The 24,797-nt window shown below is 64.1% G+C and carries 17 protein-coding genes; 4 read left to right on the forward strand and 13 right to left on the reverse strand.

What is annotated here, in order from left to right:
* Positions 1 to 61 precede the first annotated feature (61 nt).
* The 7 genes from HELO_RS01475 to HELO_RS01505 form a co-directional block, all read right to left on the reverse strand.
* Positions 62 to 667 (reverse strand): nucleotidyltransferase family protein, encoded by a 606-nt coding sequence (locus HELO_RS01475; protein WP_013331037.1) that lies wholly within the window; start codon positions 665 to 667, stop codon positions 62 to 64.
* Positions 664 to 1,617, reverse strand: coding sequence for an XdhC family protein (locus HELO_RS01480; protein WP_013331038.1), 954 nt, complete (start codon positions 1,615 to 1,617; stop codon positions 664 to 666). The genes HELO_RS01475 and HELO_RS01480 overlap by 4 nt, the downstream gene beginning before the upstream one ends.
* Positions 1,604 to 2,824, reverse strand: a complete 1,221-nt coding sequence (locus HELO_RS01485) for a cytochrome c (protein ID WP_013331039.1) — start codon at positions 2,822 to 2,824, stop codon at positions 1,604 to 1,606. The genes HELO_RS01480 and HELO_RS01485 overlap by 14 nt, the downstream gene beginning before the upstream one ends.
* Positions 2,825 to 3,373: a (2Fe-2S)-binding protein gene (locus HELO_RS01490; RefSeq protein ID WP_013331040.1), complete on the reverse strand. Its 549-nt coding sequence runs from the start codon at positions 3,371 to 3,373 to the stop codon at positions 2,825 to 2,827.
* Entirely contained in the window at positions 3,366 to 6,155 is a 2,790-nt protein-coding gene (locus tag HELO_RS01495) for a xanthine dehydrogenase family protein molybdopterin-binding subunit (RefSeq protein ID WP_013331041.1), read from the reverse strand. The genes HELO_RS01490 and HELO_RS01495 overlap by 8 nt, the downstream gene beginning before the upstream one ends.
* A 321-nt stretch (positions 6,156 to 6,476) precedes the next feature.
* Positions 6,477 to 7,292: a 2,5-didehydrogluconate reductase DkgB gene (dkgB, locus tag HELO_RS01500; RefSeq protein WP_013331042.1), complete on the reverse strand. Its 816-nt coding sequence runs from the start codon at positions 7,290 to 7,292 to the stop codon at positions 6,477 to 6,479.
* Positions 7,293 to 7,377: 85 nt separating this feature from the next.
* Positions 7,378 to 8,625, reverse strand: a complete 1,248-nt coding sequence (locus tag HELO_RS01505) for an MFS transporter (protein WP_013331043.1) — start codon at positions 8,623 to 8,625, stop codon at positions 7,378 to 7,380.
* Between the two features lie 143 nt (positions 8,626 to 8,768).
* On the opposite strand from HELO_RS01505, the gene HELO_RS01510 reads away from it, so the two are divergent.
* Positions 8,769 to 9,656 carry a LysR family transcriptional regulator gene (locus tag HELO_RS01510; RefSeq protein WP_013331044.1) on the forward strand — a complete coding sequence of 296 codons (888 nt, stop codon included), beginning with the start codon at positions 8,769 to 8,771 and terminating at the stop codon, positions 9,654 to 9,656.
* Here HELO_RS01510 and HELO_RS01515 read toward each other — a convergent pair.
* Positions 9,631 to 10,578 carry a LysR family transcriptional regulator gene (locus HELO_RS01515; protein ID WP_013331045.1) on the reverse strand — a complete coding sequence of 316 codons (948 nt, stop codon included), beginning with the start codon at positions 10,576 to 10,578 and terminating at the stop codon, positions 9,631 to 9,633. The two genes, HELO_RS01510 and HELO_RS01515, sit on opposite strands and share 26 nt — an antisense overlap.
* Positions 10,579 to 10,747: 169 nt before the next feature.
* Between HELO_RS01515 and HELO_RS01520 the strand changes: the two genes are divergently transcribed.
* The 3 genes from HELO_RS01520 (at position 10,748) to HELO_RS01530 (ending at position 17,343) form a co-directional block, all read left to right on the forward strand.
* Positions 10,748 to 12,091, forward strand: a complete 1,344-nt coding sequence (locus tag HELO_RS01520; RefSeq protein WP_013331046.1) for an aspartate aminotransferase family protein — start codon at positions 10,748 to 10,750, stop codon at positions 12,089 to 12,091.
* 189 nt (positions 12,092 to 12,280) lie between these two features.
* A complete protein-coding gene (locus tag HELO_RS01525; RefSeq protein ID WP_013331047.1) occupies positions 12,281 to 13,771 on the forward strand; it encodes a CoA-acylating methylmalonate-semialdehyde dehydrogenase in 1,491 nt (496 codons plus the stop codon).
* Positions 13,772 to 14,115: 344 nt separating this feature from the next.
* Complete coding sequence (locus HELO_RS01530) at positions 14,116 to 17,343, forward strand: DEAD/DEAH box helicase (protein ID WP_013331048.1); 3,228 nt, start codon at positions 14,116 to 14,118, stop codon at positions 17,341 to 17,343.
* A gap of 315 nt (positions 17,344 to 17,658) precedes the next feature.
* Here HELO_RS01530 and HELO_RS01535 read toward each other — a convergent pair whose 3' ends face one another.
* The 5 genes from HELO_RS01535 to speB form a co-directional block, all read right to left on the reverse strand.
* The gene (locus HELO_RS01535; RefSeq protein WP_013331049.1) at positions 17,659 to 19,110 is read right to left on the reverse strand and encodes an aldehyde dehydrogenase family protein; all 1,452 of its coding nucleotides are present in this window, start codon (positions 19,108 to 19,110) and stop codon (positions 17,659 to 17,661) included.
* 132 nt (positions 19,111 to 19,242) lie between these two features.
* Positions 19,243 to 20,559 (reverse strand): purine-cytosine permease family protein, encoded by a 1,317-nt coding sequence (locus HELO_RS01540; RefSeq protein ID WP_198410717.1) that lies wholly within the window; start codon positions 20,557 to 20,559, stop codon positions 19,243 to 19,245.
* A gap of 90 nt (positions 20,560 to 20,649) precedes the next feature.
* Positions 20,650 to 22,281 (reverse strand): 5-guanidino-2-oxopentanoate decarboxylase, encoded by a 1,632-nt coding sequence (locus tag HELO_RS01545; RefSeq protein ID WP_013331051.1) that lies wholly within the window; start codon positions 22,279 to 22,281, stop codon positions 20,650 to 20,652.
* Between the two features lie 11 nt (positions 22,282 to 22,292).
* Positions 22,293 to 23,675 carry a YjiH family protein gene (locus tag HELO_RS01550; protein WP_013331052.1) on the reverse strand — a complete coding sequence of 461 codons (1,383 nt, stop codon included), beginning with the start codon at positions 23,673 to 23,675 and terminating at the stop codon, positions 22,293 to 22,295.
* 66 nt (positions 23,676 to 23,741) lie between these two features.
* The gene (gene speB / locus HELO_RS01555) at positions 23,742 to 24,692 is read right to left on the reverse strand and encodes an agmatinase (protein ID WP_013331053.1); all 951 of its coding nucleotides are present in this window, start codon (positions 24,690 to 24,692) and stop codon (positions 23,742 to 23,744) included.
* Between the last annotated feature and the right edge of the window lie 105 nt (positions 24,693 to 24,797).

The raw sequence follows: 24,797 nt of genomic DNA on the forward strand, positions 1-24,797 counted from the left end.
GACAGAATTGCGCAACTCACGACGATTGTTCCGCGAACCGGAAGCCGCCGGGGCAGTGGCGTCAGGGACGAAGCGACGACCGGTCGAGATCCTGTGGCCTGTCGACATCGCGCAGTACGCCGGGGTCGTCGACGGGCAGGTGATGGCAACGTTCGCGATGGCGTACGAGCAGCTCGTGTGCGCCTTGGTCGCCGGTGAGATTCGACAGTTCGGGCCAGAAGGTGCGGCCGAACAGCACCGGATGGCCCGGTTGACCATCATGGGTGGGGCGAAGGATGGTGTCATCGCGGGCCTGGGTGAGCAGCGCCTCGCTGGTGGCCGGTGCGATCCAGGGCATGTCGCCGAGCCAGATCGCCAGGGCGCGGCAATGCGCCAGTTCCGGATCGAGGCAGGCGGTGCGAACGGCATGACCAAGGCTGGTGCCGAGGCCCTCCCGGATGCTGGAAGGTACGCGCCAGTACGGCACCGATGGCGACAGCCCCAGGGAGGCCGGGCCTTCGCCTTCACGCAGGATCAGGCGTTGGAGAGGGTAGGTGCGCGAGACCGACTCCCGGGTGGCCGCCAGCAAGGGGCGGCCATCGGCGAGGCGGGCGGTGCGCTTGTCACGGCCGAAACGGCGGGAGCGACCGGCGGCCAGCACCAGGACCACCACATCATCGGCCGTCATGGCTGGCGCCCCCGCTGCACGCGGAGGATATCGGCCATGACGGCCAGGGCAATCTCGGCGGGCGTCTTGCTGCCGAGGTCGAGCCCGATGGGCATGTGCAGGCGATCGATCTGCGCCTCGTCGAGGCCGCCGGAGCGGCGCAGGCGCTCGGCCCGGGCCTCGGAGGTGCGGTGCGAGCCCATCACGCCGATGTAGAAGGCCGGTGTTCTGACTGCCTCGATCATCGCCAGGTCGTCGATGCGCGGGTCATGGGTCAAGGCCACCACTGCCGTACCGTCATGGCTGGCCTCGGGAATCAGGCTGGATGGCAGCCGCTGGACGACCTGAACGCCCTCGATGTCGAAGGTCCGGCAGGCTTCTTCCCGTGGGTCGCAGACGATGACCTCGAAGTCCAGTGCTCGAGCGAACTCGGCGCAGAAACGCGCCACCGGCGAGATGCCGGCGATGATCAGTCGATGCGTCGGAGCCAGGCGTAGCCGTACGTGGTCGTGGGTGCGTTCGACACGCGGCCCCAGGCCGTCGTCATCGAGCAGGCGGGTAGCTCCGTCGTCCAAGGCCACCTCGCGAAGGCGTGGCGGAGCGCCGCGCAGGATATCGCGCATGGCGGCGAGCAAGGTCGTGCTGGCCTCGCCGGCCGGAAAGCGCTCGACCAATACCTCCAGCACACCGCCACAGGGCAGTTGCAGGCCTTGCTCGCCATTAGCGCCGTAGCTCACCAGGCGCGGCGCGGCATCGAATTCGCCGCTGGCCAGGCGGGTCAGGAAGTCGTCCTCGACGCAGCCACCGGACAGCGACCCGACGTGTTGGCCATCGCGGGTGGCGGCAAGCAGTGCGCCGGGCGGACGGGGCGACGAGCCGAAGGTTGCCAGCACGGTGCACAGCCAGACGTCGTGACCCTGGCGTGCCCATGACAGGGCGCTTTCCAGGGTGGCGAGATCAAGGGGCGGCATGGGCGCTGTCCTCGCGCAGGTCTGCGACGTCCTCGGGGGCGATATCGCCTGGTCGGCCACCCCAGGTTTCACGCAGGTAATTACCCAGGTCGGCGAGTTCGGCGTCGCTCAGATGAGCGGCGAAACCGGGCATTTCCTGCATGCGGGCGAAGCCGGGAAAGTCGCGGGCTTCAATACCGTCGAGCATCACCCTGAGTAGATTGGTGGGATTCTCGAGGCGCAGGGTGGTGTTGCCGTTCATGGCCACCGCGACCTGCGGCTTGCCCTGGCCATCGCCGCCGTGACAGCCGGCGCAGGTGTCGAGATAGGACTGGCGCCCGCGACGAGCGGAGTCGCTCAGGGCCTCCAGGGGACGGGGCTCGATGCGCCTGGCCTCGGGCGGTGTGTCGCCGAGCAGGTAGGTCGCCATGGCCGAGAGATCTTCGTCGGTCAGGTACTGGGTGCTGTGATGCATCACCGGAAACATCTCGTTGAACACCGAGCCCTGCGGGCTCATGCCGTTCTTGAGGAAGTGTGCGAGATCGTCGCGGTTCCAGCCGCGCTCGGCCAGTGCCTCGGCCTCGAGGCTGGGCGCGCGGTAGCCGGCCAGGCTACCGCCCTCCAGGTGGCGGTCGAGATCCATGGCGCCCGTCCAGCTGCGGGGCGTATGGCATTCCCCGCAATGCCCCATCGCCTCGACCAGGTATTGCCCGCGTTGCCAGGCGGAGCTCTGTGACGACGATGCGTCCGGCTCAAGGGCATCGGCGTAGATCAGGTTCCAGAATGCCACCCCCCAGCGCTGGTTGTAGGGAAAGGAGAGGTCGGTCTCGGGCGCCGCACGGGCAATCGGCTCGCGGCTCATCAGGAAGGCATAGATGGCGTCGGCATCCTCGCGACGCATCAGGTGATAGGACGTGTAGGGCATCGCCGGATAGAGCTGTCGCCCACTCGGTGTCTCGCCCTCGGTCAAGGCATGATAGAAGTCATCGGCACTGTATTCGCCGATGCCATAATCCGGGTCGGGCGTGATGTTGGTGCCGTAGATGGTGCCGAAGGGCGAGGCGATGGGCACGCCGCCGGCGAAGGGGGCGCCTCCCTCGGCGGTGTGACAGGCCGCGCAGTCGGCGGTGCGCGCCAGATAGCGGCCGCGCTCGATGAGCGATTCATCGTCGGCCGCCTGGGCTGTCAGACCGGGCACCAGCAGTATTCCGATCAGTAAGCGTCGCATTCAGCCCTCCTTGACCAGTCCGAGTTCCTCGATGGCCGCCTTGGCGGCCTGGTAATAACGCACATAGCCGGTGCAGCGGCAGATATGATGGCCCAGCGCCTGGTCGATGGTGGCCTCGAGATCGGCGCGCGCCACCGGCTCGCGCTCCAGGCGTTCCACCAGCACCGTGGCGGCATTGACGAACCCGGGCGCGCAGTAGCTGCACTGAAAGGCGAAATGATCGACGAACTTCCGCTGGATCGGGTTCAGGGCGACGACGTCGCCATCATCGCCGTGTTCTGCGTGTCCCTCGATGGTGCGGATGCGCTTGCCGTGAAAGAAGTGGGCGCCGGTGATGCAGATGCGCATCTCCTCGCTGGTGCCGTCGTCGTGATCGAGGATCACCACGCAAGCACGGCAGATGCCCTGACCGCAGCCGAGCCGCGAACCGGTGAGGCCCTGATATTCGTGAAGAAAGTCGATCATCATCAGATCGTCCGGCACCTCCACGGGGCCGACGGCCTGGCCGTTGATCGTCAGACGCAGGGGGCGGGTGGAAAGCTCAGCCATGGAGGGCCTCCTTGATGCGTTCGGGCGTCACGGGCAGGTCACGGAATCGTTGGCCGGTGGCGTGGGCCAGGGCATTCACGATGGCGCCGACGATGGGGATCATCACCACCTCTCCCATGCCCTTGGCGGGGTCGGTATCGGAGAGTGGCGGCAGGATTTCGCTGCCCTGCTTCCAGACCGCGCAATGGCGAGCCAGGGGAAGCTGGTAGCGATTGAAGTTCCAGGTGCCGTTGCCGGGCCCGTCTTCGTAGAGCGGCATCTCTTCGAGCAGGGCGTGGCCGATGCCCATGGCGATGCCGCCTTCGAGCTGGCCCTTGACCAGTTCGGGGACGATCGGCTTGCCGCACTCCACCCAGGAGTAGTGTTCGAGGATCTCGACCTCGCCGCTGCCCTTGTTGACACGGAGGTCGACCAAGGTGGCGACCGGGCTGTAATAGGTGACGTGGGCGTTGTTGAGCTGTACGTCGGGATAGCGCACGTCGCGCCGGTCGAGCAGGTGATAGTCGTCGTCGCCGTACTTCACTGCCACGGCGTCGAGGGGCAGGCGTGGAGTCTCGTCGCCCAGCGGAAACTCGGCACTGGCCCAGCTCCAGCGGTTGAAGGCATGCACGCTGGCGGCGGTGACCAGGCCCATTTCGTGCGCCTTGGCGGCCAGTTTCGCCAGGGGAATCGGCGTCATGCCGCTGGCGGTGAGGTGCCCTTCGACCCAGCGGGCGTCCTCGAGGCGTACCACATAGGGATTGGCCTGGCCTCCGTAGATGCCCTGCCCCCAGATCGACAGCGCCGCGGGCCATAGCCCATGTCGGAATACCAGGCGTGCCGCCTCACGCGTGGCGTGACTGGAGTAATAGGCCGAGTTGGACGCCGAGGAGGGCGAAGCGAGCCGAGGTGTCCAGCGCGGATTGCGGCTCAGGCGATCCTGTTCGGCCTGCTGCATGGTATAGGGATTGCCGCTGGTCTCGAGCGCCAGCTCCGGCCAGTCGGTTTCGCCGGTCTTGATGTCGTCGGCCGGCCGACCGAGGAAGTCGACCACATTCATGGCCTGGGATGTGGCGGTGCCGGTTCCCATGTCGATGGCGATCTGGCGCAGCCGGATGCGCCCCTCGGCATCGATCTCGACGCTGGCCATGGGCGCCTCGGCGCCGGTGCCGAAATCCTTGTGGCTGATCGCGAAACCGGTGCCGTAGAGGTGGTCGGGATCCTCGGCCTGGCGTTTGTCGCGGCGCTCGGTGCGTTCCTTCCAGAGGGGATGGAGCTTGGCCTTGTCGAGCATCTCACCGACCCGGATGGCGCCACCGGGGATCGCCCCCTGGGTGTTCTTCATGCCGGCCTCGAGCACATTGGCGCGGCGTAGCTCGATGGGGTCGACGTCGAGGCGCTCGGCAAGTTCATCGACCATCATCTCGGTGGCGGCCATGGTCTGCAGGGTGCCGTAGCCTCGCATCGAGCCGGCTTCCACGGCCCGGGAGGGGTAAGCGGTGGTGGCCAGATCGCTGCGTGGCAGGTAGTAGACCGACTGGGCGGCAGTGGCGCCGACCGCTGCCACCGAGGCGCTGTAGTTGGCTCGACCGCCGCCGTTGACGTCCATGTGGGCGCGGAAGATCTGGAACTTCAGGGAGTCCCGGTCCACCGCCAGGCGATAATCCATATCGAAGGGGTGACGCTTGATGCCGCTCTGGAACTGCTCGAAGCGATCATTGGCCAGGCGCACCGGGTGACCGTCGCCATACAGGGCGGCGATCACCGCATAGTAGACGAAGATATTGTGGTCCTTGGAACCGTAGCCCACGGTGTAGCCCGGGTGGACATTGAGGTGGCGGACGTCGAAGCGCGAGCCCTCGAGCATGCGTGCTGTCTCGTGGGCCGACTCGAAGGGGCACTGGGTGGCGACCACGAAATTCAGGGTGCCGGTGTCGGGGTCGAGCCAGCCGTTGCCATTGTCCGGCTCCAGTGCGGCCGGCTCGATGTAGGGCGTGGTGTAGCGCGCCTGGAAGACTTCCCAGTTGTCGGGCGGATCGTCCAGCGTGTCCTGCATGCGTCGGGCGTGATAGACCCCCTGTTCGCCGATGTCGCCATTGAGGCTGGGATCGTCGGGCCACACCGGGCGGCGATTCTTGATGGTGGGAAAGAGGTCGCTGTCCTTGAGGCTGGAGAAGACGTCCGGGTCGTAGGGCGTTTCTCCGCCGACACGCACGTAGCGGAAACTCCCGTAGGGCGGGCGCTCGACCTCGCCGGTCTTGGCGCCGTAATGGATCAGGTCGTCACGGAACTGCAGGGCGTTCTTGGCCGCACGGTAGCGTGCAAAATCATGCCAGATCAGTATGGCTACCGGATGGCCGAGAAAAAGCGGCGTCTTGCCCTCGGGCAGGAGCGGATCCGGGCCATGGCTTTCCGGGAATCCGACCCCGTCCTGCTCGAGGTCGGCGGAAGTGACGATGCGATCCGGTTGCAGGCCGTCGTCCAGCAGGGAGAGGTCGAAGCCCTGGTAAGTGCGGTCGGCACGGGTCGCCTTGAGCAGCATGGCGTGGCTCTGCTGCTGTGGCCAGCCTGGCATGTCCCGGGCACGAATGTCGCGGGCGAAGACCTTGGCACCGCTGACCTTGCTGATGGCGTCGATGCGAAAGTGTGCCCCCGAGGGGGAGGCCCACTGGTCGCGAGCGGCAGTGACACGGGGCTCGAAGAGCGCCGCGAAGGCGCGACTGCCCAAGGGCGCGACGGTAATGCCGATACCGGTGGCGCTGCCTTTCAGGAAGGCGCGACGCGAGAGGCGAGGGTACTTCATGGTCGTCCCCATTGCGGTGGCTGGACACGGTGCTTGACGGTGTTATGTCGTTATCTTGGCCATAGTACTTGGTAGCAGACTAATTGACCAGTTGGACAGTTTTTGGGCGAGCCCGCAATGCCCTTGCCGGGTGGCCGGTGATGCTGTCCATGAAATGAGCGTAGGGAAGGACATGACTCGCCCGCAAATCGGCGACGAGACAAAGTAGGGGATCTCTGGTCGAGGTGAGCGAGGACGGCGTCGGCAAGACTGGCCTGACGCCTTGGAGCTGGATGCCTGGATGATGGCTGCGCGCCGCTGCGGGTAGCGGCGCGCGGGAGCTTACTGGTCCCAGTCGGGGGCGATCTCGGGGTTGGCGATGCGTTCACCACGATCGAGGGTGGCGATTTCGGCCATTTCCTCGTCGCTCAGGGTGATGTCCAGGGCCTCGATATTGCGCCTGAGGTTGGTCTCCTTGGTGGAGGACGGGAAGGTGACGATATCCAGTTGATTCAGCCAGGCGATGGCCACCTGCGCCGGTGTGGCGTCATGGGCCTCGGCGATGCGCTGCAGGGTCGGATCCTCCATCACCTTGCCCACGGCCAATGGCATGAAGGCCGTCACGGCGATGTCATGACGCTTGCAGTGCGCCACCAGGTCGCGGTTCTGCAGGAAGGGATGCACCTCGATCTGGTTGGTCAGCAAGGCACCGGCGCCGAGGATGTCCACGGCCTGGTCGATCTGCGCCCGGGTGAAGTTGGAAACGCCGATATGGCGGGTCTTGCCGGCCTGCTGGACTTCGCTCAGGGCCGTCAGATAGTCGGCCATCGGCACCTCGTCGCCGGGCGAGGGCCAGTGGATCAGCAGCAGATCGACATACTCGGTACCGAGCTTCTCCAGGCTCTCGTCGACGCTGGCCTTGAGATCCGCCGGCTGCAGGCGGTCGAACCAGACCTTGGTGGTCAGAAAGATTTCCTCGCGGGGCACCTCGCTGGCGGCGATGGCGGCGCCGACATCGGCCTCGTTGTCGTAGAACTGCGCCGTGTCGATATGGCGATAACCCAGCTTCAGGGCAGTGTCGATGACGCGCCTCACGGTGTCGCCTTCCAGGCGATAGGTGCCGAGGCCGGGATTGGGCAGGGTCTGTTGGGTACTCATGTGCTCTCCGTGCTGTGGGATGTCGCCTTGAGTGTTTCGGTGTATCTGGCAAGCGCCGGCGCATGAGGCAGCGCCGGCGCAATGCTTAATCGCTTAAAAGATTAGATGATTCATGATGTGTTTGCGCACTGTTACCCATATGGGGCGGGTGCTCCGGGCCATCAAGGGGGGAAGACCTGCGTGCATCCAGCGCGCCCGACCAGCGTGTTGCGATCAAGGCCAGCACGACGATCAGCGCGCCGATCCAGGCGGTATCGGTCAGTGACATGGCATCCACGACCCGGCCGCCGATGACCGAGCCCAGTGCGATGCCGATGTTGAAGGCGGCGATGTTGAGCCCCGAGGCTACATCGACGCTCTCCGGCACATGGCGTTCGGCCAGTTGCACCACGTAGACCTGCAGGCCGGGCACGTTGCCGAAGGCGAAGGCACCCCATACCAGGATCGTCAAGACGGCCGCGATGGGGTGGCCGGCGGTCACGCTGAAGATCAGCAGCAGGCTGGCGAGGCCACCGAAGATCCAGGTCAGTGCACGAATCGCGCCCAGTCGGTCGGCGAGCATGCCTCCATAGAGGTTGCCGACGGCCACCGAGGCGCCGTAGACCAGCATGATGAGGCTGACGGCACCGCTGCCGAAGCCGCTGATGTTCTCCAGAATCGGGGCCAGGAAGGTGAAGGCGGTGAAGGTACCGCCATACCCCAGGATGGTGATGGCATAGACGAGCAGCAGGCGCGGCTGGGCGAGGACCCGGAACTGTCGAGTGATGCCGGCCGGCGCGGCACGCTCAAGGTTGCCGGGTACCAGCAGGGCGCTGCCCAGCAAGGCCAGCAGGCCGAGCCCGGATACCGCCAGGAAGGTGGCACGCCAGCCGAGGTGCTGGCCGATCCAGGTACCCAGCGGCACGCCGGTGACCAGGGCCACGGTCAGGCCGGTGAACATGATGGCGATGGCGCGGGCCTCCTTGTCCTTGCCGACGAGCCCAGTCGCGATGGTCGAGCCGATCGAGAAGAAAACGCCATGGGCCAGGCCGGTCAGCACGCGGGCGACGATCAGGGATTCGTAGCCCGGCGCGCGCCAGGCCAGCAGGTTGCCGGCGATGAACAGCGCCATCAAGCCAAGCAGTACCCACTTGCGATTGAAGCGTCCAGTCAGGGCGGTGAGCACCGGCGCACCGATGGCGACGCCTACGGCGTACAGGCTGACCAGCAAGCCCGCCGAGGGCAGCGAGACGCCCAGGTCCTGGGCGATGGTGGGCACCAGGCCGACGATCACGAACTCGGTGGTGCCGATGGCGAAGGCGCTCAGCGTGAGCGCGAAAAGCGCGATTGGCATGGAGTCTCTCCCTTGGAGTGGTGGCGATGATTGCCATTGACGTCGCGCAGTCTGTGGGGAAAGACTTTTTCGATAAATGTGCTTATTTGTGAAAGACTTTTATCGTTATCGATATAATTTGGTGTCGTTCAGGGAGTCGCAGCGTGCGTACACGATCCGAGGATCTCGAGCTCTTGCTGGCGGTGGTCGACAGCGGAGGCTTCAGCGCCGCGGCCGGCCGGCTCGGTGTTCCGGTGGCGCGTGTCTCGCGGGCCATCCAGCGGCTGGAGCGTGAGCTGGCGGCACCGTTGCTGAACCGCACCACGCGCAGCGTGGCCTTGACCGAGGAAGGGAGCGAGTTCGTCGCGCGGGTACGCGAGGGACTGGAGGCGTTGAATGCCGCCGAAGAGGGGCTGGTGACGCGTCGCGAACAACCGTCCGGGCGCCTGAGAGTCGATGCTGCCAGTCCCTTCGTTCTGCACCAGTTGGTGCCGCTGGTGGCCGAATTCCGGGAGCGTTATCCGTCGATCCAGCTGGAACTGAGCGCCAGCGATGACATCATCAATCTGCTGGAGCAACGCACCGATGTGGCGATTCGCATCGGTGCGCTGGAGGATTCGACCCTGCATGCGCGTCCCCTGGGGCGATCACCGCTGTATCTGGTGGCCAGTCCGGCCTATCTGGACACGCATGGGCGGCCGACGGCCCCTGCCGAGCTGGGCCGGCACGAGCGGCTGGGCTTCATCGGCCCCGCCACACTCAACCGTTGGCCGATCGAGGGGCTGGCCTCCTGGGACATCACGCCGACCCTGGCCGCCTCGAGCGGGGAGGTGGTGCGGCACCTCTGTCTGGCGGGACACGGCATCGCCTATCTGTCGAACTTCATGATCCGTGCGGATATCGATGCCGGCCGGCTGGAAACGGTGCTGGACGACTACACCCTGCATGGCGGGCCCCGTGAGCGGGTACAGGCGGTCTATTACCGCAATACCGCCATGTCATCGCGTATTCAGGCATTTCTCGATGTCATGGCCCCTCGTTTGACTCTGTAGACTCGAGACGTGACAGGCGCTCCAACTCCTCGAGATAGCTCTCCAGCACCAGATTGGGCGGCGCCCCCTTGCGGGTGATGGCGCTGTAGTGGGTGAGGTAGTGACATTCTCGGGGATTCAAGGCGCGCATCCGGTCGTCGCGTACCCAGCGCTCGGCATAGTGGGTCGGCAGGTAGCCGAGGTAGCGACCGGAGAGGATCAGAAAGGCGATGCCTTCTCGGTCGGTGGCCGAGGCGGCAGCCTTGAGCGGTTCGTGCAGTGCCTTGATCTCCGGTGTCTGCGCATAGGCGGGCACGACGGCATCGCACTGTGCCAACTGTTCCTCGGTCACGTGCTCGGCATCGAAGAGTGGGTGCCCCGAGGCGCAGTAGAGCTGCGACGCTTCCGCGTAGAGCGCGCGATACTGCAGTCCGGGCAGGGGCTTGAGCGTCGGAATCACGCCGGTATGCAGTTGCCCGTCCAGCACGGCCAGTTCTATGTCGTTGGGCGGTATCATGCGGATATTGATGCGCACGTCAGGGCCGCGCTCCTTGAGTGCGCTCAGGGCGTCGGTGATCAGCATCTCGGGCATGGTCACCAGGTTGTCGGTGATGCCGATGTTCAGTTCTCCCTTGAGCCGGGCATGCAGGCCATTGACCCGGGTGCGGAAGCCTTCCACCGAGGCCAGCAGTTGCAGGCTGGCATCGAACACCTCGGTGCCCTCGTCGGTCAGGGCGAAGCCGCTGCGTCCGCGTTGGCAAAGGCGCAGGCCGAGGCGTGTTTCCAGGTCGTTCATGGCCATGCTGATGGCGGCCCGGCTGATGTTCAGCTCCACCTCCGCCGCGGAAAATCCCCCACATTCCACGACCTTGCGGTAGATCCTCAGCAGGCGAAGGTCGGCATCGCTGACCTGGCCGCCCAGGGCCTCTTTGCGGCGTGACATCGTCCCGTGCTCCTCGAAAGGTGTCGCACGAAGAGGCTAGCACCAGGAGTGCTGAAAGTTAAATGAAAGCTTACATGAGATTCAATATATCTAGATTTAATTGATCATGGGGCGGGACTAGCCTTCTTGTCAGAACCTCCATCAAGGTGACTCACGAGAGGGTGTCGTCATGTCGGATCAGAACCGTGCCCGGGCCGCCGGGCTGAGCCCGGAGCAGTTGGATGCCTACTGGATGCCCTACACGGGCAATCGCCAGTTCAAGCGCGACCCACGCATCATCGTCGGCGCCGAAGGCAGCTATCTGAAGGATGCCGAGGGACGACGCATCTACGATGGCCTTTCCGGCCTGTGGACCTGCGGTGCCGGCCATTGTCGTCCGGAAATCACCGAGGCGGTCAGCCGTCAGCTCGGCGAGCTGGACTATTCTCCGGCGTTCCAGTTCGGTCATCCCAAGGCCTTCGAGCTGGCTCACCGCCTGAGTGAACTGACCCCGGCCGGGTTGAATCATGTCTTCTTCACCGGCTCCGGCTCCGAGAGTGCCGATACCTCCCTGAAGATCGCGCGTGCCTACTGGCGCAAGAAGGGCAAGCCGGCCAAGACCAAGCTGATCGGGCGTTCCAAGGGCTATCATGGCGTCAATTTCGGCGGCATCAGCCTGGGTGGCATCGGGGCCAATCGCGTGCTCTTCGGTCAAGGGGTCGATGCTGACCATCTGCCGCATACGCTGCTGAAGGAGAATGCCTTCACGCGGGGCATGCCCGAACGTGGCGCCGACCAGGCCGATGAGTTGCTGGAGCTGATCGCCCTGCACGATGCCTCCAATATCGCGGCGGTGATCGTCGAGCCCCTGGCCGGTTCCGCCGGGGTGATTCCGCCGCCCAAGGGCTATCTGCAGCGTCTGCGCGAGATCTGCGATCAGCACGACATCCTGCTGATCTTCGATGAGGTCATCACCGGATTCGGGCGCATGGGATCGATGACCGGCGCCGAAGAGTTCGGCGTGGTGCCGGACATCATCAATGTCGCCAAGCAGTTGACCAACGGTGCCGTGCCCATGGGCGGGGTCATCGTGCGCGACGAGATCTATCAGACCTTCATGGAGCAGGGCGGTCCCGACTACATGCTCGAGCTGCCCCACGGCTACACCTACTCGGGCCACCCGGTGGCATGCGCCGCAGCCCTGGCCGCGCTGGATGTGCTCGAGAACGATCGCCTGATCGAGCGCGTTCGCGAGATGAGCCCGGTCTTCGAGGAAGCCCTGCACGGTCTCAAGGGTTCGCGTTATGTCAGCGACATTCGCAACTACGGTCTTGCCGGAGCCCTGCAGATCGAACCCTATCCCGGCGAACCGGCACGACGTCCCTTCGAGATCGCCATGAAGTGCTGGGAGAAAGGCTTCTACGTGCGCTATGGCGGCGACACCATCCAGCTCGGTCTGCCGTTCATCGTCGAGCGCGAAGAGATCGATCGGCTCATCAATGCATTGGGCGACGCGCTCGGTGAATTGGATTGAAACATTGGGAAATTATCTCAAACGCGACTCGGAGCCTTTTGGGCGATGAGCTTTTCCGTCGACAAGTCTCCGCGAGGGCGCTGTGAACCCTTCCATGGGCGCTACTTTTGCCATCCATGGCAAAAGACCCTCGCTTCGCCTTGTCCCCGGCGCTCATCTGGCTTCCCCCTTTTTACAACGAGGTAATACATGACCACACTCGGCCATCTGATCAACGGCTCACGCGTCGCCGGTGAAGGGCGCACCCAGGACATCTTCAACCCTTCCACCGGCGAGGTCGGCGGCCAGGTGAGTCTGGCCAGCAAGGCTACCGTCGAAGAAGCCATTGCCGCCGCCGAGGCCGCTTATCCGGCCTGGAGCAGTACGCCGCCCGCCAAGCGCGCTCGGGTGATGTTCAACTTCAAGCAACTGCTGGAGCAGAACGCCGACGAGATCGCCCGGCTGATCGGCCAGGAGCATGGCAAGATCGTCCACGATGCCAAGGGCGAATTGCAGCGCGGCATCGAGAACGTGGAGTACGCCTGCGGCGCACCGGAGCTGCTCAAGGGCGAGCACAGCAAGAACACCGGTCCGGGCATCGATTCCTGGAGCGAGTTCCAGCCGCTGGGGGTGGTCGCCGGCATTACGCCGTTCAACTTCCCGGCCATGGTGCCGCTGTGGATGTATCCGATGGCCATCGCCTGCGGCAACACCTTCGTGCTCAAGCCCTCCGAGCGCGACCCGACCTCGGCACTCTACATCGCCGAGCTGGCGCTGGAGGCGGGACTGCCCGCCGGTGTGCTCAACGTCGTCAACGGTGACAAGGAAGCCGTCGACACTCTGCTCGACGATGCCCGCGTGCAGGCTGTCAGCTTCGTCGGTTCCACGCCGATCGCCAAAACCATCTATCAGCGTGCCAGTGCCAACGGCAAACGCTGCCAGGCGCTGGGCGGTGCCAAGAACCATGCCATCGTGATGCCCGATGCCGACATGGACAATGTGGTCGACTCCCTGACCGGGGCCGCCTTCGGTTCCTCCGGCGAGCGTTGCATGGCGCTTTCCGTGGCGGTAGCGGTGGGCGACGAGGCGGCCGATGCCATGATCGACAAGATGCAGGGGCGGATGAAGACCCTCAAGGTCGGCCCCTTCCATGATGCCGAGAACGACTTCGGTCCGGTGATCACCAAGGCCCATCAGGAGAAGGTCTGCGGCTATATCGACAGCGCCGAGCAGCAGGGGGCCAGGGTCGTGGTCGACGGCCGCGGCGTGCAGGTTCCCGGCCATGAGAATGGCTTCTATGTCGGCGGTACCCTGATCGACCGCGTGACGCCCGATATGACCTGCTATCTCGAGGAGATATTCGGCCCGGTGCTGCTGGTGGTGCGTGCCAACTCCATGGAAGAGGCCATGCAGCTGATCGACGATCACGAGTACGGCAACGGTACCTGCATCTACACCCGCGACGGCGAGGCGGCGCGTTACTTCAGCGACCGCATCCAGGTCGGCATGGTCGGCGTCAACGTGCCCTTGCCGGTACCGGTCGCCTACCACAGCTTCGGCGGCTGGAAGCGCTCGCTGTTCGGCGACCTGGCTGCCTACGGCCCGGACGCGGTGCGGTTCTACACCAAGCGCAAGACCGTCACTCAGCGTTGGCCCTCCGCCGGCGTGCGTGAAGGCGCTCAGTTCTCCTTCCCGTCTTGATCGCGTCCTGAAGCGGACTGTTTGACCAAACAATGCGGTCGAATCCATCTACTGGGTTCGGTCGCATTTTTCGTTGTCAGGCCGACCCACAAGCACGAAATACGCGCTCGACTCTCTCTAACAGTGTCAATCGTCCGAAAACGCATCGTCTCGCTTGCCAGTTACACAGGTACTCGAACAACGCTACCCTGTGGCCATATCACTGAATTCGCTTATCCATGTGGCTAACTAAGCATCGCAGGCCGAGAGAAATCAGTGGAGTCGATAACGCAGCAATTGGAGCGCACTTAGGTCGAGCGGTCGGCCTTAGAGGGCAGCAAACGTACAAGGAAGAAGGTCACGACATGACGTCACCCACCTCGTCCCCCCTCGTTCAAGCCGAGCGCATTCTATCGTTCTGGCACAAGGTCGAGTTTTTCGAGTCTACTGAGCTCAAAGATATCGATCATGGCAAGGGGGCTATTCACTACCGTGGCGATGAGCTGGTGGAATTCCCGAATTGCCTGCCGTGGCTCAATCCGCAGCGGGTCCGCCGTGCCGGTGGGGGGTATCGCCCCGACAAGCCTTACCGCTTCAAACTCTATTTGGGGCTGTTTCAGCGCGCAGAGATTTTCCACGTCGCCCGCGACGCTTACCCCGAAAAAACTGAAGCCTGGGTCGAGCGAAGCCGCGATGAGGGGCTGACCTGCTCGATGACGATGGACGTCGATGAGAACGGGCTTGTGGACCGCGAGAGTTTTGCCATCTCCACGGCTCCGTGGATGCTGGGTGCGCTGCAGCGGGGCTCGCTGGATGACGTGACGCTGGAGGCCTTTGATGAGGCGACCAGCAGGTTCCGCGAGCAGCTGAACACGATTCTGACTGTAGCCGACAATCTCAAGGGCGAGCATGGTCTGCCTCTCAAGCTCACAACCTTTGAGTTGATCGAGATGCTCAAGTCGATGGAGAGTTGGACGGCTTTCGCCCCGCAGAGCGATGTGCCGGTGTTGGTCGCTCAGGTCCTGCCTCCGAGAAAAAATGCCAGTGTTGAGCGAACCGATGATCTGGCGCTGGAATGGTCCGTGATGGCCGACCTCGCGCCGCGACTGGAGTCTCTGGATCAGGAAGACTTAGTGGTTCAGGGGTCACACCCTGAGTTGGATGAAGCGCCTGCCGCGATCAACGAGGTCGCTATTCTCAACAGCTTTTTCATTCGCGATCTGGAAAAGGTGATGGAGCAGGTGAGGGAGAGAGGGTTGGCGCCCGGCTCACCATTGGCGCATTACCTGCAAGGTGACTGTGAACGTCATCCTGATCTGTTGCTGCCAGAGGCACGATCGCTTTTGATGCGTCATCTCGCACCGCAGCGTATGCCAGATGGTCGCTGGCCGGGAGAAGACGCGCATGCGATGAGCCTGATGCAGCAGTTTGCCATCAACACTATCGACGAAGAGCTATCAGAGACCGGCCTCTACTCCGTCAATGGCCCGCCTGGGACTGGCAAGACAACGATGCTGCGCGATCTGGTGGCACGTAACGTAGTCAAGCGCGCTGAAGTGTTGTCGTCACTTGGGGGGGCCGAGGCTGCATTCGGGGAAGACATTCACGCCAATATTGATGGTGACACGGTCATCAAAACGCTGATTCCCGAACTGACGGGATTTGAGATGGTAGTTGCTTCGAGCAATAACGCGGCGGTGGAGAACGTTACTCAGGAACTACCGCAATCCAAGGCGCTTGGTAAGACGTACGGAGAATTGGCTTTTCTCAAGCCAGTTGGTCAGAAGCTAGCTGCCAATCACGAGCGACAGAATAACAAGGGGCTGTATGTTGAGCCTCTGCCAGCGGAGAAAGATTGCTGGGGGCTGATCGCCACCTCGCTGGGTAATAGCCGCAATCGCAGAATCTTCCTCGAGCGTGTTTTTTTCACCCCAATCGAGCAATGCTCGACTAACAATGACGCGGCGAATTATTCAACATTGGTACCGGCGCTTAAAGCTCTGGCAGAGGGGCGGGATACCCGGCAGGATTTCCGTGCAGCGCAGCGCGCTTTCCAGAAGGCTCAGCAACAGGTGCAGGCTGCACAGGCCGACCTCCAGCGCTTGTTGGATCTCCAACGGTTGGAGTCCCAGACTGAGGCGGCGCGCCGCCAGGCTGAATTCCACCGGAGATTCGCCGCGCGCGTGGCGCTCTGGTTGAGCAACCGCCAGACGCAACCTTTGCCTCTTTGGCCATTGGGCGGCCATATCCGTAACTGGCTGACAATCCAGCAGATCAAGCGCCGATCCGAGCGTGCCGAGCAGCAGGCAAAGATCAGCGAGCAGCGGTTTGACTCCCTGGCGCGGCAGTTGGAAACCTCGCAGCGCGAGTGTGCACCGCTGCAGGAAAAATATGGTGATGCACTGCTGCTTGATGAGGCTCTGGATCTCGAAGCGGCCGAGGTGCAACGGACCTCTTTCGGCCATTGTGAGGCGTTGAATCAAGTGCGAGCGCAACTGACAGCACGGGCATTTGAGCTGCACGAAGCTTGGCTTGTGGCTGCCTACGCTGGCAAAAACCGGCTGTGGCCCACTATCCAGTCGTTAAAGGGTGTACTTAATGGCGAAATCCAGGATCGTGATGCGGCGAAAGCAGTCTGGCAGATGCTTTTCATGATTGTGCCGGTGATCTCTTCGACCTTTGCTTCAGTCGCCAACCAGTTTCGGGCGCTCAATGAAGGTGAAATTGGCTGGTTGTTCGTGGATGAAGCCGGTCAAGCAACGCCACAGCAGGCGGTTGGTGCGCTATGGCGAGCCAAACGAGCGGTCGTGGTAGGTGATCCGCTGCAGATTGAGCCGGTCTTCACGGTGCCCGCCGGGCTGGTAGAGGCAATGGCGAAAGGAGAATTTGATCGCGACTGGTACAAGTGGTCGCCGACAGTGTCATCGGTCCAGGTTGTGGCAGATCGAGCCAATCCCTATGGCACCCATGAAATCTCTGAATCACTCTGGGTGGGGAGTCCGCTGCGCGTTCACCGACGCTGCGATGAACCGATGTTCAGCATTGCCAATCGTATCGCCTATAACGACAAAATGTTTCATGGTGACGACAACCTACCCCCAGGCCCAGGAGACAGTCGCTGGTTCAATGTGGCAGGCGAGACCAGCGACAAGCATTTCGTGCCGGCTCATGCACAGTGGATTGCTCATATGCTCAATCGGCACATTGAAAAGAGTGGTGAGAAGCCGAGCGTCTACGTGATTTCGCCGTTCAAGGCTGTCGCCCGGGGCGTCAGGAATCACCTGTCGATGGAACTGAAGACCGATGCTTTCGGTGGCCAGGAAGCTCTTGATCGTTGGCTCCGTGAGCGCGTGGGCACTGTACATACCTTTCAGGGCAAGGAAGAAGACAGCGTTATCCTCGTGCTGGGACTGTCGACAGACTCGCCGGGTGCCGCCGAGTGGGCATCCAGCAAGCCGAACCTGCTCAACGTCGCACTGACGCGAGCGAAAAAGCGCGTTTATGTGGTTGGGAGTACGGCCATCTGGGGAGGAAAAAAGTATTTCTCGGAAGCTCAAAGGGCATTGCCCATTGATCAGCGGGGCTCTGCCTGACCCTCCGAGAGCGTAAGGCACGTGCCCTTGCGCTCTCGGAGGGGGACTAGTGGCTGCGTTTCATCCCGCTGAAAGCCCCGTGGATCGAGCGCGGATAGGGTTTACTGCGTCCGGGGAATTGAAGTCTGTCGCTAGCGGCCGAGGCCATGGAAACCTTTGTCATCGAAGTCCTTGGGGCGGCCGACCTCCGAGACTGGCCGCTGAGCGTGGCAGCTCCTAGATCGGCAGTTATCGTATCAGGCTCGAAGGGGGCCGACGTCATAGCGCTAGCGTTCAGGATTGTTCCCAAGGGCAGTCGTTCTGCTTGGTCGGTGGTTATTGGCTTACAGGCCCGATCAGGTGCTTGACCTCCAGGTAGGCGGCAAGCCCCCAGGGGCCGAGTTCGCGGCCGATGCCGCTGTGCTTGAAACCGCCCCAGCCGGCTTCCGGCATCACCAACTGCTCGCTGTTGAACCAGATGCTGCCGGCGCGCAACGCTCGGCCGACGCGCTGGGCACGTTCGCTATCACCCGAGATCACGGTGGCGGCGAGGCCGAAGTCGGAGTCGTTGGCGAGTTCGATGGCTTCCGCTTCGCTTTCGACGCTGCGTGCGCAGAGCACCGGGCCGAAGATTTCCTCGCGCCACAGTCGGCTGTCGGTGGGTACGTCCCGGAACAGCGTCGGTGCGATGAACTCGCCCTGCTCCGGTAGAGTGCGATGTCGGGCGTCGCGTACCGCGACCAGCCCCTCTTCGGCGGCGATGGCCAGATAGTCTTCGACGCTCTGGCGCTGGCGCGCGCTGGTCATGGGGCCCATGTCGGTGTCGTCGCCCAAGGGATCGCCCAGACGAATGGCGTCGATGCGCCGACCCAGAGCATCGTAAAGGGCATCAGCCAGCGAGTGATGGACGAGCAGGCGCGAGGTGGCCGAGCAGATCTGGCCGCTGTTGAAGTAGATTCCGGCCATCACCCAATCGGCGGCCTGTTCCACCTCGGCGTCGTCGAGCACCAGGATCGGCGACTTGCCGCCGAGTTCCAGGGAAACGCCGCGTACCCCCTCGGCGGCGGCTCGCATGACGCTTTCACCGACGCGGTTGCTGCCGGTGAACGAGAGCTTGTCGACACCGGGATGTGCGGTGAGCGGAGCACCGATACCCTCGCCATCGCCGTGCACCAGGTTGAGCACGCCGGCAGGCAGGTCGATGGCCTCGGCGATGTCGGCCAGGGTCTGTTCCGGCAGCGGGGTGACTTCTGAAGGCTTGAAGACCACCGTGCAGCCGGCGGCCAGTGCCGGGGCGATCTTCCAGGCGCTGGTCACCAGCGGGAAATTCCAGGGCGTGATCAGCCCGACCACGCCTGCCGGGTCTTCGTAGGTACGTGCCGCGACACCGTCCATACCATGTTCCACCAGCCGCCCCTGACGAGCTTCCAGGGCTCGGGCCTGGCCGGCATAGTAGCGATAGCAGGCGATGGCGTCGTCCAGGTCGATCGCGGTCTCGGCCAGCGCCTTGCCGTTGTTGGTGGACGAGAGCCGCATCAGCGACTCGCGGCGTTGCTCAAGAAGCGTGGCAAAGGCCTCGAGATAGGGCGCGCGGCCATCGCCACCGAGTGCCTGCCAGGCCGGCTGGGCTCGCCGAGCGGCCGCCACCGCGGCATCCACATCAGCCGGGTCACCGGCGGTGACCTCGGCGATCTGGCACTGGTGATAAGGGTCGGTGACGGCCAGGCGTCGCAGGCCGTGGCTTTCGACCCACTGATTGTCGATGAACTGCCGGGTTAAGTGTTGCATCTCAGGCTCCAGGCAAGAGGAGGATTTGGGCTGCGCCGGTGTCGGCCCAGCCCGTCGTCGAGCAGAGTGATGCCAGCGGCCAGGCAGCGGATGCCGTACCAGAGAACCGAGGCGATGCGTTCGGGGCCTGGATCATGTCCGGACCTTGCGCTGGTGCCTGACCAACTGATGGGTGACGTAGTAGAGCGTGCCGGTCAGCACGAAGACTGGAAGCGATGCGCCGAAACTCAAGGGAGCGACCCAGTTCCAGTAATAGGCCAGTAGCGCGCCTACGAGATAGCAGCCGAGAGCTTGCAGGTTGACCGCTGGCAGCTGCCCGGCGTGTTCGATAAGCCGTTGGGTCGTGTAGCGTTCGCGCCCGATCAGGAAGTAATCGACGATCATCAGCGAAAAGGCCGGAATGAAGATGCTGCCGATGATCAACAAGAAGTTCTGGAAACTGTCGAGAATGCCCGGAATCAGGGAGCCAAGCACGGAGGCCACCCCAATGATCAGGGCGGGTTTCCAGAAGGTCGTGTGTGGACGAATGCTCATGTAGGAGAGGGTGGCGCTGTAGACGCACATCACGTTGGTGGTCAGCACGGAGAAGAAGATCACCAGAGAAGCGGGTAACCCGAAGCCGAACCCGCTGAGCAGTTCGGTGGGGTCGTAGGTCTGCGGGAAGCCGATCGACACCGAAAGCGCCGAGACGGTGGCGCCGAGTCCCATGGCGATCAGGGTGGCGGTGACATAGCCGCCCCAGGTGCCGAGCGCGGCGGCCCGCGGTGAGCGGCAGTGGCGGTTGTAGTCGGCGGCTAGCGGAATCCACGAGAAGGCAGTGGCGATGACGATGTCGAAGGCCACGCCGGCGCCGAGGGCGCCGGTAGCGTCCAACTCGGTGATACTGGGAAGGTCGTAGTTCTTGGCCAGGGCAAATACCACCACACTGGAAAGAATCAGCATCAAGACGGCGGCGAGTTTTTCCGCCTTTTCGATCCCCAGGTGGCCGCGCAGGGTGATCAGCACGACCAGGCCTTCGCAGAGGACCGTGAAAAGGGCGACGTTGGAGTAGCCGGTCAGAGAGGATACGGCATGATCGAGACTCATGCCGGCCAGCAGGGCCTGGATCCAGCTCCAGGCAATCAGTGCCAGCAGGTTGACCCAGGCAGGGAACATCGCCCCCCGGCGTCCGAAGGTGCCGCGAGCCAGGACCATGGTGGTCATGCCGGTCTGCTGGCCCATCAGGCCGATGAGGACCAGCGGGATGATGCCGACGGCCGAACCGACCAGTACCAGTAGCATGGCATGACCAAAGGTCAGGTTAGGCACCAGCAGCATCCCCGTCAGGATGGTGGTGACGACCACGTTGGCGCCCAGCCAAAGGGCGAAAGTGCCCGGTAGGCCCAGGCTATGTTCGACGTGTTCTGCGGCCAGGGTATCCTGGCCCAGGAAGGAGGATGTGTCGTTCATCATCGAGTCCTTGTTTGTTTTACGTTAGAGGTGGACTGGCGTGTGCGGCATCTCGTGGTTATGTGATCTGGGGGAGTGATCGAGTCTTGCTCAGTCGTGACCGATGGCATCGGCCCAGGCGGCGGCGTCGATCTCGATCAACATCGGCCCGTCGGTGGGGCGGTGCGTCAGTGCGCGTATCAGCCCGTCGCAGTCGTTGACCCGGGTGGCGGCGCAGCCGAAGCCTGCTGCCAGCGTCTGGAAGTCCGGGGCTCGAATATCCACGCCCAGTCGCTCGACGCCGGCATCGTCCATGAAACGGCGAATCTCCTCGTAGCCCTGGTTGTGCCAGAGCAGGATCACCAGCGGCAGTCGCTCCTCGACGGCGCAGGCCAGCTCGGGAAGGGTGAACATGATGCCGCCGTCGCCGACCAGCGCGACGACCGGCAGGTCGGGACGGGCGAGCTGCGCTCCCATTGCCGCCGGCAGGCCGTAGCCGAGGGTGCCGTAGCCGGTGGAGGCGTTGAAGAAGCGCCGGGGCGCGGGCTGGGCGACCAGGTGATTGGCGGCATAGGTGGTGGCGCAGGAGTCGCCGACCAGGATTGCCTCGGGCAGCACCTCGGCCAGCGTCGCGAACAGCGGCACATAATCGGCGAAGGCGGGATCCTTCGTCAGGCCGAGGGCATCCAGCGCGGCGTGGGTTCGCTCGGCACCCCGGCGGGCGAGGCGCTCGGGGAAGTGACGCGCCAGGGCTTCCAGGGCCAGGCCGGCGTCGGCACAGATGGCCATGGCGGCGTGCTGGTTGCGGGCCAGTTGCTCGGGGTCGATGTCGATGCGGATCAACCGGCCGGACAACGCGAAACCGCCGTCGAACACCACGTCGTAGTCGGTTTCGCCGAGTTCGGTGCCGACGGCGAGTATCACGTCGGCCTCGTAGGCCAGGTGGCGCACCGCCGGCAGCGAGGCATTGGCGCCGAGGTCCAGAGGATGATCGCGGCCCAGCAGCCCCTTGGCATTGATGGTGGTGACGGCGGGTGCATCGAGACCCTCGACCAGGCGGCGGGCCGCATCGGGGGCGTCCACGCAACCGCCGCCCAGCAGCACCAGGGGGCGCTCGGCCGTGCGCAGCCAGGCGGCAGCTTCCTCGATGGCGGCAGCGTCGGGCGCCGGAGGCGTCGGGCGAAGGCGCTGCCAGCGTGCGGGAGACGTCACCGGGGCAGCGAACAGGTCGATGGGGATCTCGATATGCACCGGACCCGGGCGACGGCTCTCGAATACCGCGAAGGCTCGTGCCAGGGCCTCCGGGAGCCCTTCGGGGTCGAGCAGGGTATGGCTGAAGCGCGAGACGCCGGCCAGCAATTGCTGCTGGCTGGGCAACTCGTGGAGTCGTCCCTGGCCGCGCCCCAGGGTGTCGCGGCGGTTGACGCTGGAGATCACCAGCATGGGCACGGAGTCGGCCAGTGCCTGTCCCATGGCGGTGGCGATGTTGGTCATGCCCGGCCCGGTGATGATGAAGCAGACACCGGGCTTGCCGGTGGCCCGGGCATAGCCGTCGGCCATGAAACCGGCGCCTTGCTCGTGGCGTGGTGTGATGTGGCGCAGGCCGCTGTCGTGCAGGCCGCGATAGAGCTCCACGGTATGCACGCCGGGGATGCCGAAGACGGTATCCGCCTGGTAAGTATCGCGCAGCAGGTGGAGCAACAGCTCGGCGCAGGTCATGTCGTGTCGGTCGGTGTCATGCATGGCGAAGCTCCTCAACCGACCAGCCAGTGGCCCATGACCACGATGATCGGCAGGGTGATGGCGGTACGCAGCAGGAAGATCGCGACCAGTTCCCAGAGCTTGAGCGGGATCTTGGACTTCAACAGCAGGGCGCCGATCTCGGACATGTAGATCAACTGGGTCAGCGACAGGCAGGCGATGACGAAGCGAGTCAGTTCGCTCTCGATGTCGCTGGCCAGCACCGCCGGCAGGAACATGTCGGCAAAGCCCACCAGGGTGGCCGGAGCGGCGGCCGCAGCCTCGGGCACGTTCATCCACTCGAGGACCGGCACCATGGGATACGACAGCCAGGTGAACAGCGGCGTGAACTCGGCGAACACCAGAGCGACCGTGCCGATGGCGATCACCAGCGGCAGCAGGCCGAAGAAGATGTCGGCGACATTGAACAGGGCGCGACGCAGCAGTTGCCGCGCCCCCGGTGCCTGCTCGGCCCGGGCCACGGCCATGCCGAGGCTGTAGCGCAGCAGACCGGTGGAGCCGGTACGTTCCTCGGCGATACGGCAGCCTGCCGGTTCGTAGTAGGTGTTCGGCTTGTGCGACAGCGGCGGCAGGCGCGGCACGATCACCGCGGCGACCAGCCCGGCTACCACCACGGTCAGGTAGAAGGGAATGAAGAGGTGGTTGATGCCGATGAAGCTGGTCACCAGCAGGGCAAAGGCGATGGAGACGATCGAGAAGTTGGTGGCAATGGCTGAGGCTTCACGACGGTTGTAATAGCCCTGTTCGTATTGCTGGGTGGTGATCAGCACGCCCACGGTGCCCGAGCCCATCCAGGAGGCGGTGGCGTCGATGGCACTGCGCCCCGGCAGCCCGAAGATCAGCCGGAAGGGAGTGCGCACCAGGCTGCCGATGAACTCCATGAAGCCGAAATCGACCAGGAACGGCAGCAGGAGGGCGGCGAAGAAGAAGAAGGTCAGCAGTACCGGTGCCAGGTCGTTGAGCATCACCCCGCCGGTGAAGGAGGCGGTGATCACTTCCGGGCCGACCTGGAAGAAGGTCATCAGCGCGAAGGCGGCGCCCAGCAGGCGCATCACCAGCCACAGTGGCGCGACGTTGAACAGCTCGCCCAGGGCGTTGCCGCGGGCCCAGCCGGGACGGGTGAACTTGACGATCAGGGTCAACAGCGCCGAGGCGCACAGCACGACCACGGCGATGGCCGGCAGGGCGTCGCCGAGCAGCGCCTTGAGGCCGTCGGCGAGCAGCCCCATGCCGATGTTGATGGTGTCGCCCGTCGAGAAGGGCACCAGAAACATGCCGATACCGATCAAGGACGGCACGAGAAACTTGAGCAGCCCGGCCTTGCCGAGCGGGGCGCCGCCTAGCGCGGTGTTCGAGGTGGAATCGAGAGAAGACATGGTGAAACCCTGTTTGGCGTTGTAATGGGGATACCCGACCGAAGGGCCGGGCAAGGTGCTCGGGTGTCAGTCGCGGTATTGGACGCCGGGCAGTACGCACAGCATCTCGTAGAGCAGGGTGGCGCCCATCAGTGCGGTATTGCCGCTGGTGTCGTACGGCGGGGCGACTTCGACGAGATCGCCGCCGACCACGTTGAGCCCCTGGGCGCCGCGCACGATCTCCAGCCCCTGTTGGGCGGTCAGACCGCCCATCTCCACAGTGCCGGTACCCGGCGCCACCGAGGGATCCAGGCCGTCGATGTCGAAGGAGATGTAGACCGGGCCGTCGCCCATCTGCTCGCGAACCTCGGCCATCAAGGGCGCCAGCGACTTGTACCAGCACTCTTCGGCGGTGACGACGCGGAAGCCCTGTTCGCGGCACCAGTCGAAATCGTCGGCCGCATAGCCCGTGCCGCGCAGGCCGATCTGGACGACGCGCTGGCTATCCAGCAGGCCCTCTTCCTGGGCGCGGCGGAAGGGGCAGCCATGGGCGACCTCTTCGCCGAACATCTGGTCGTTGATGTCGGCATGGGCATCGATATGAATCAGCCCGACCGGGCCGTGCTTCTTGGCGATGGCGCGCAGCACGGGCCAGGTCAGGGTGTGGTCGCCGCCCAGGGTCAGGGGCACGCAGTCCTGGGCGAGCACGGCGTCATAGTGGCGCGTGATGATGTCGAGGTTCTTGGGCAGGTTGAAGGTGTTGATCGGCACGTCGCCGATGTCGGCCACCTGCAGGCTGTCGAAGGGCGCGGCGCGGGTGGCCATGTTGTAGGGGCGCAGCATGCGCGATTCGTCGCGGATCTGGCGCGGCCCCAGACGAGTGCCCGGGCGGTTCGAGGTACCGATGTCCATGGGGATGCCAATGAAGGCGGCATCGAGGCCGACGGCGTCGCTCTGGGTGGGCAGGCGCATCATGGTGGAGGGGCCGCCGAAGCGCGGCATCTCGTTACCGCCGAGGGGCTGGTTGAAATCGCTCATGGTTGGCTTCCCGAGTCGTGGTGATTGTCGCCCTGATTACAGCAGGAAGTGTGCCAGGATATTGTTTTCTTGTTTTTCAGTCGGTTACCTAATCGATGATTCATC

The organism is Halomonas elongata DSM 2581, assembly GCF_000196875.2.
Classification (GTDB): Bacteria; Pseudomonadota; Gammaproteobacteria; order Pseudomonadales; family Halomonadaceae; genus Halomonas; species Halomonas elongata.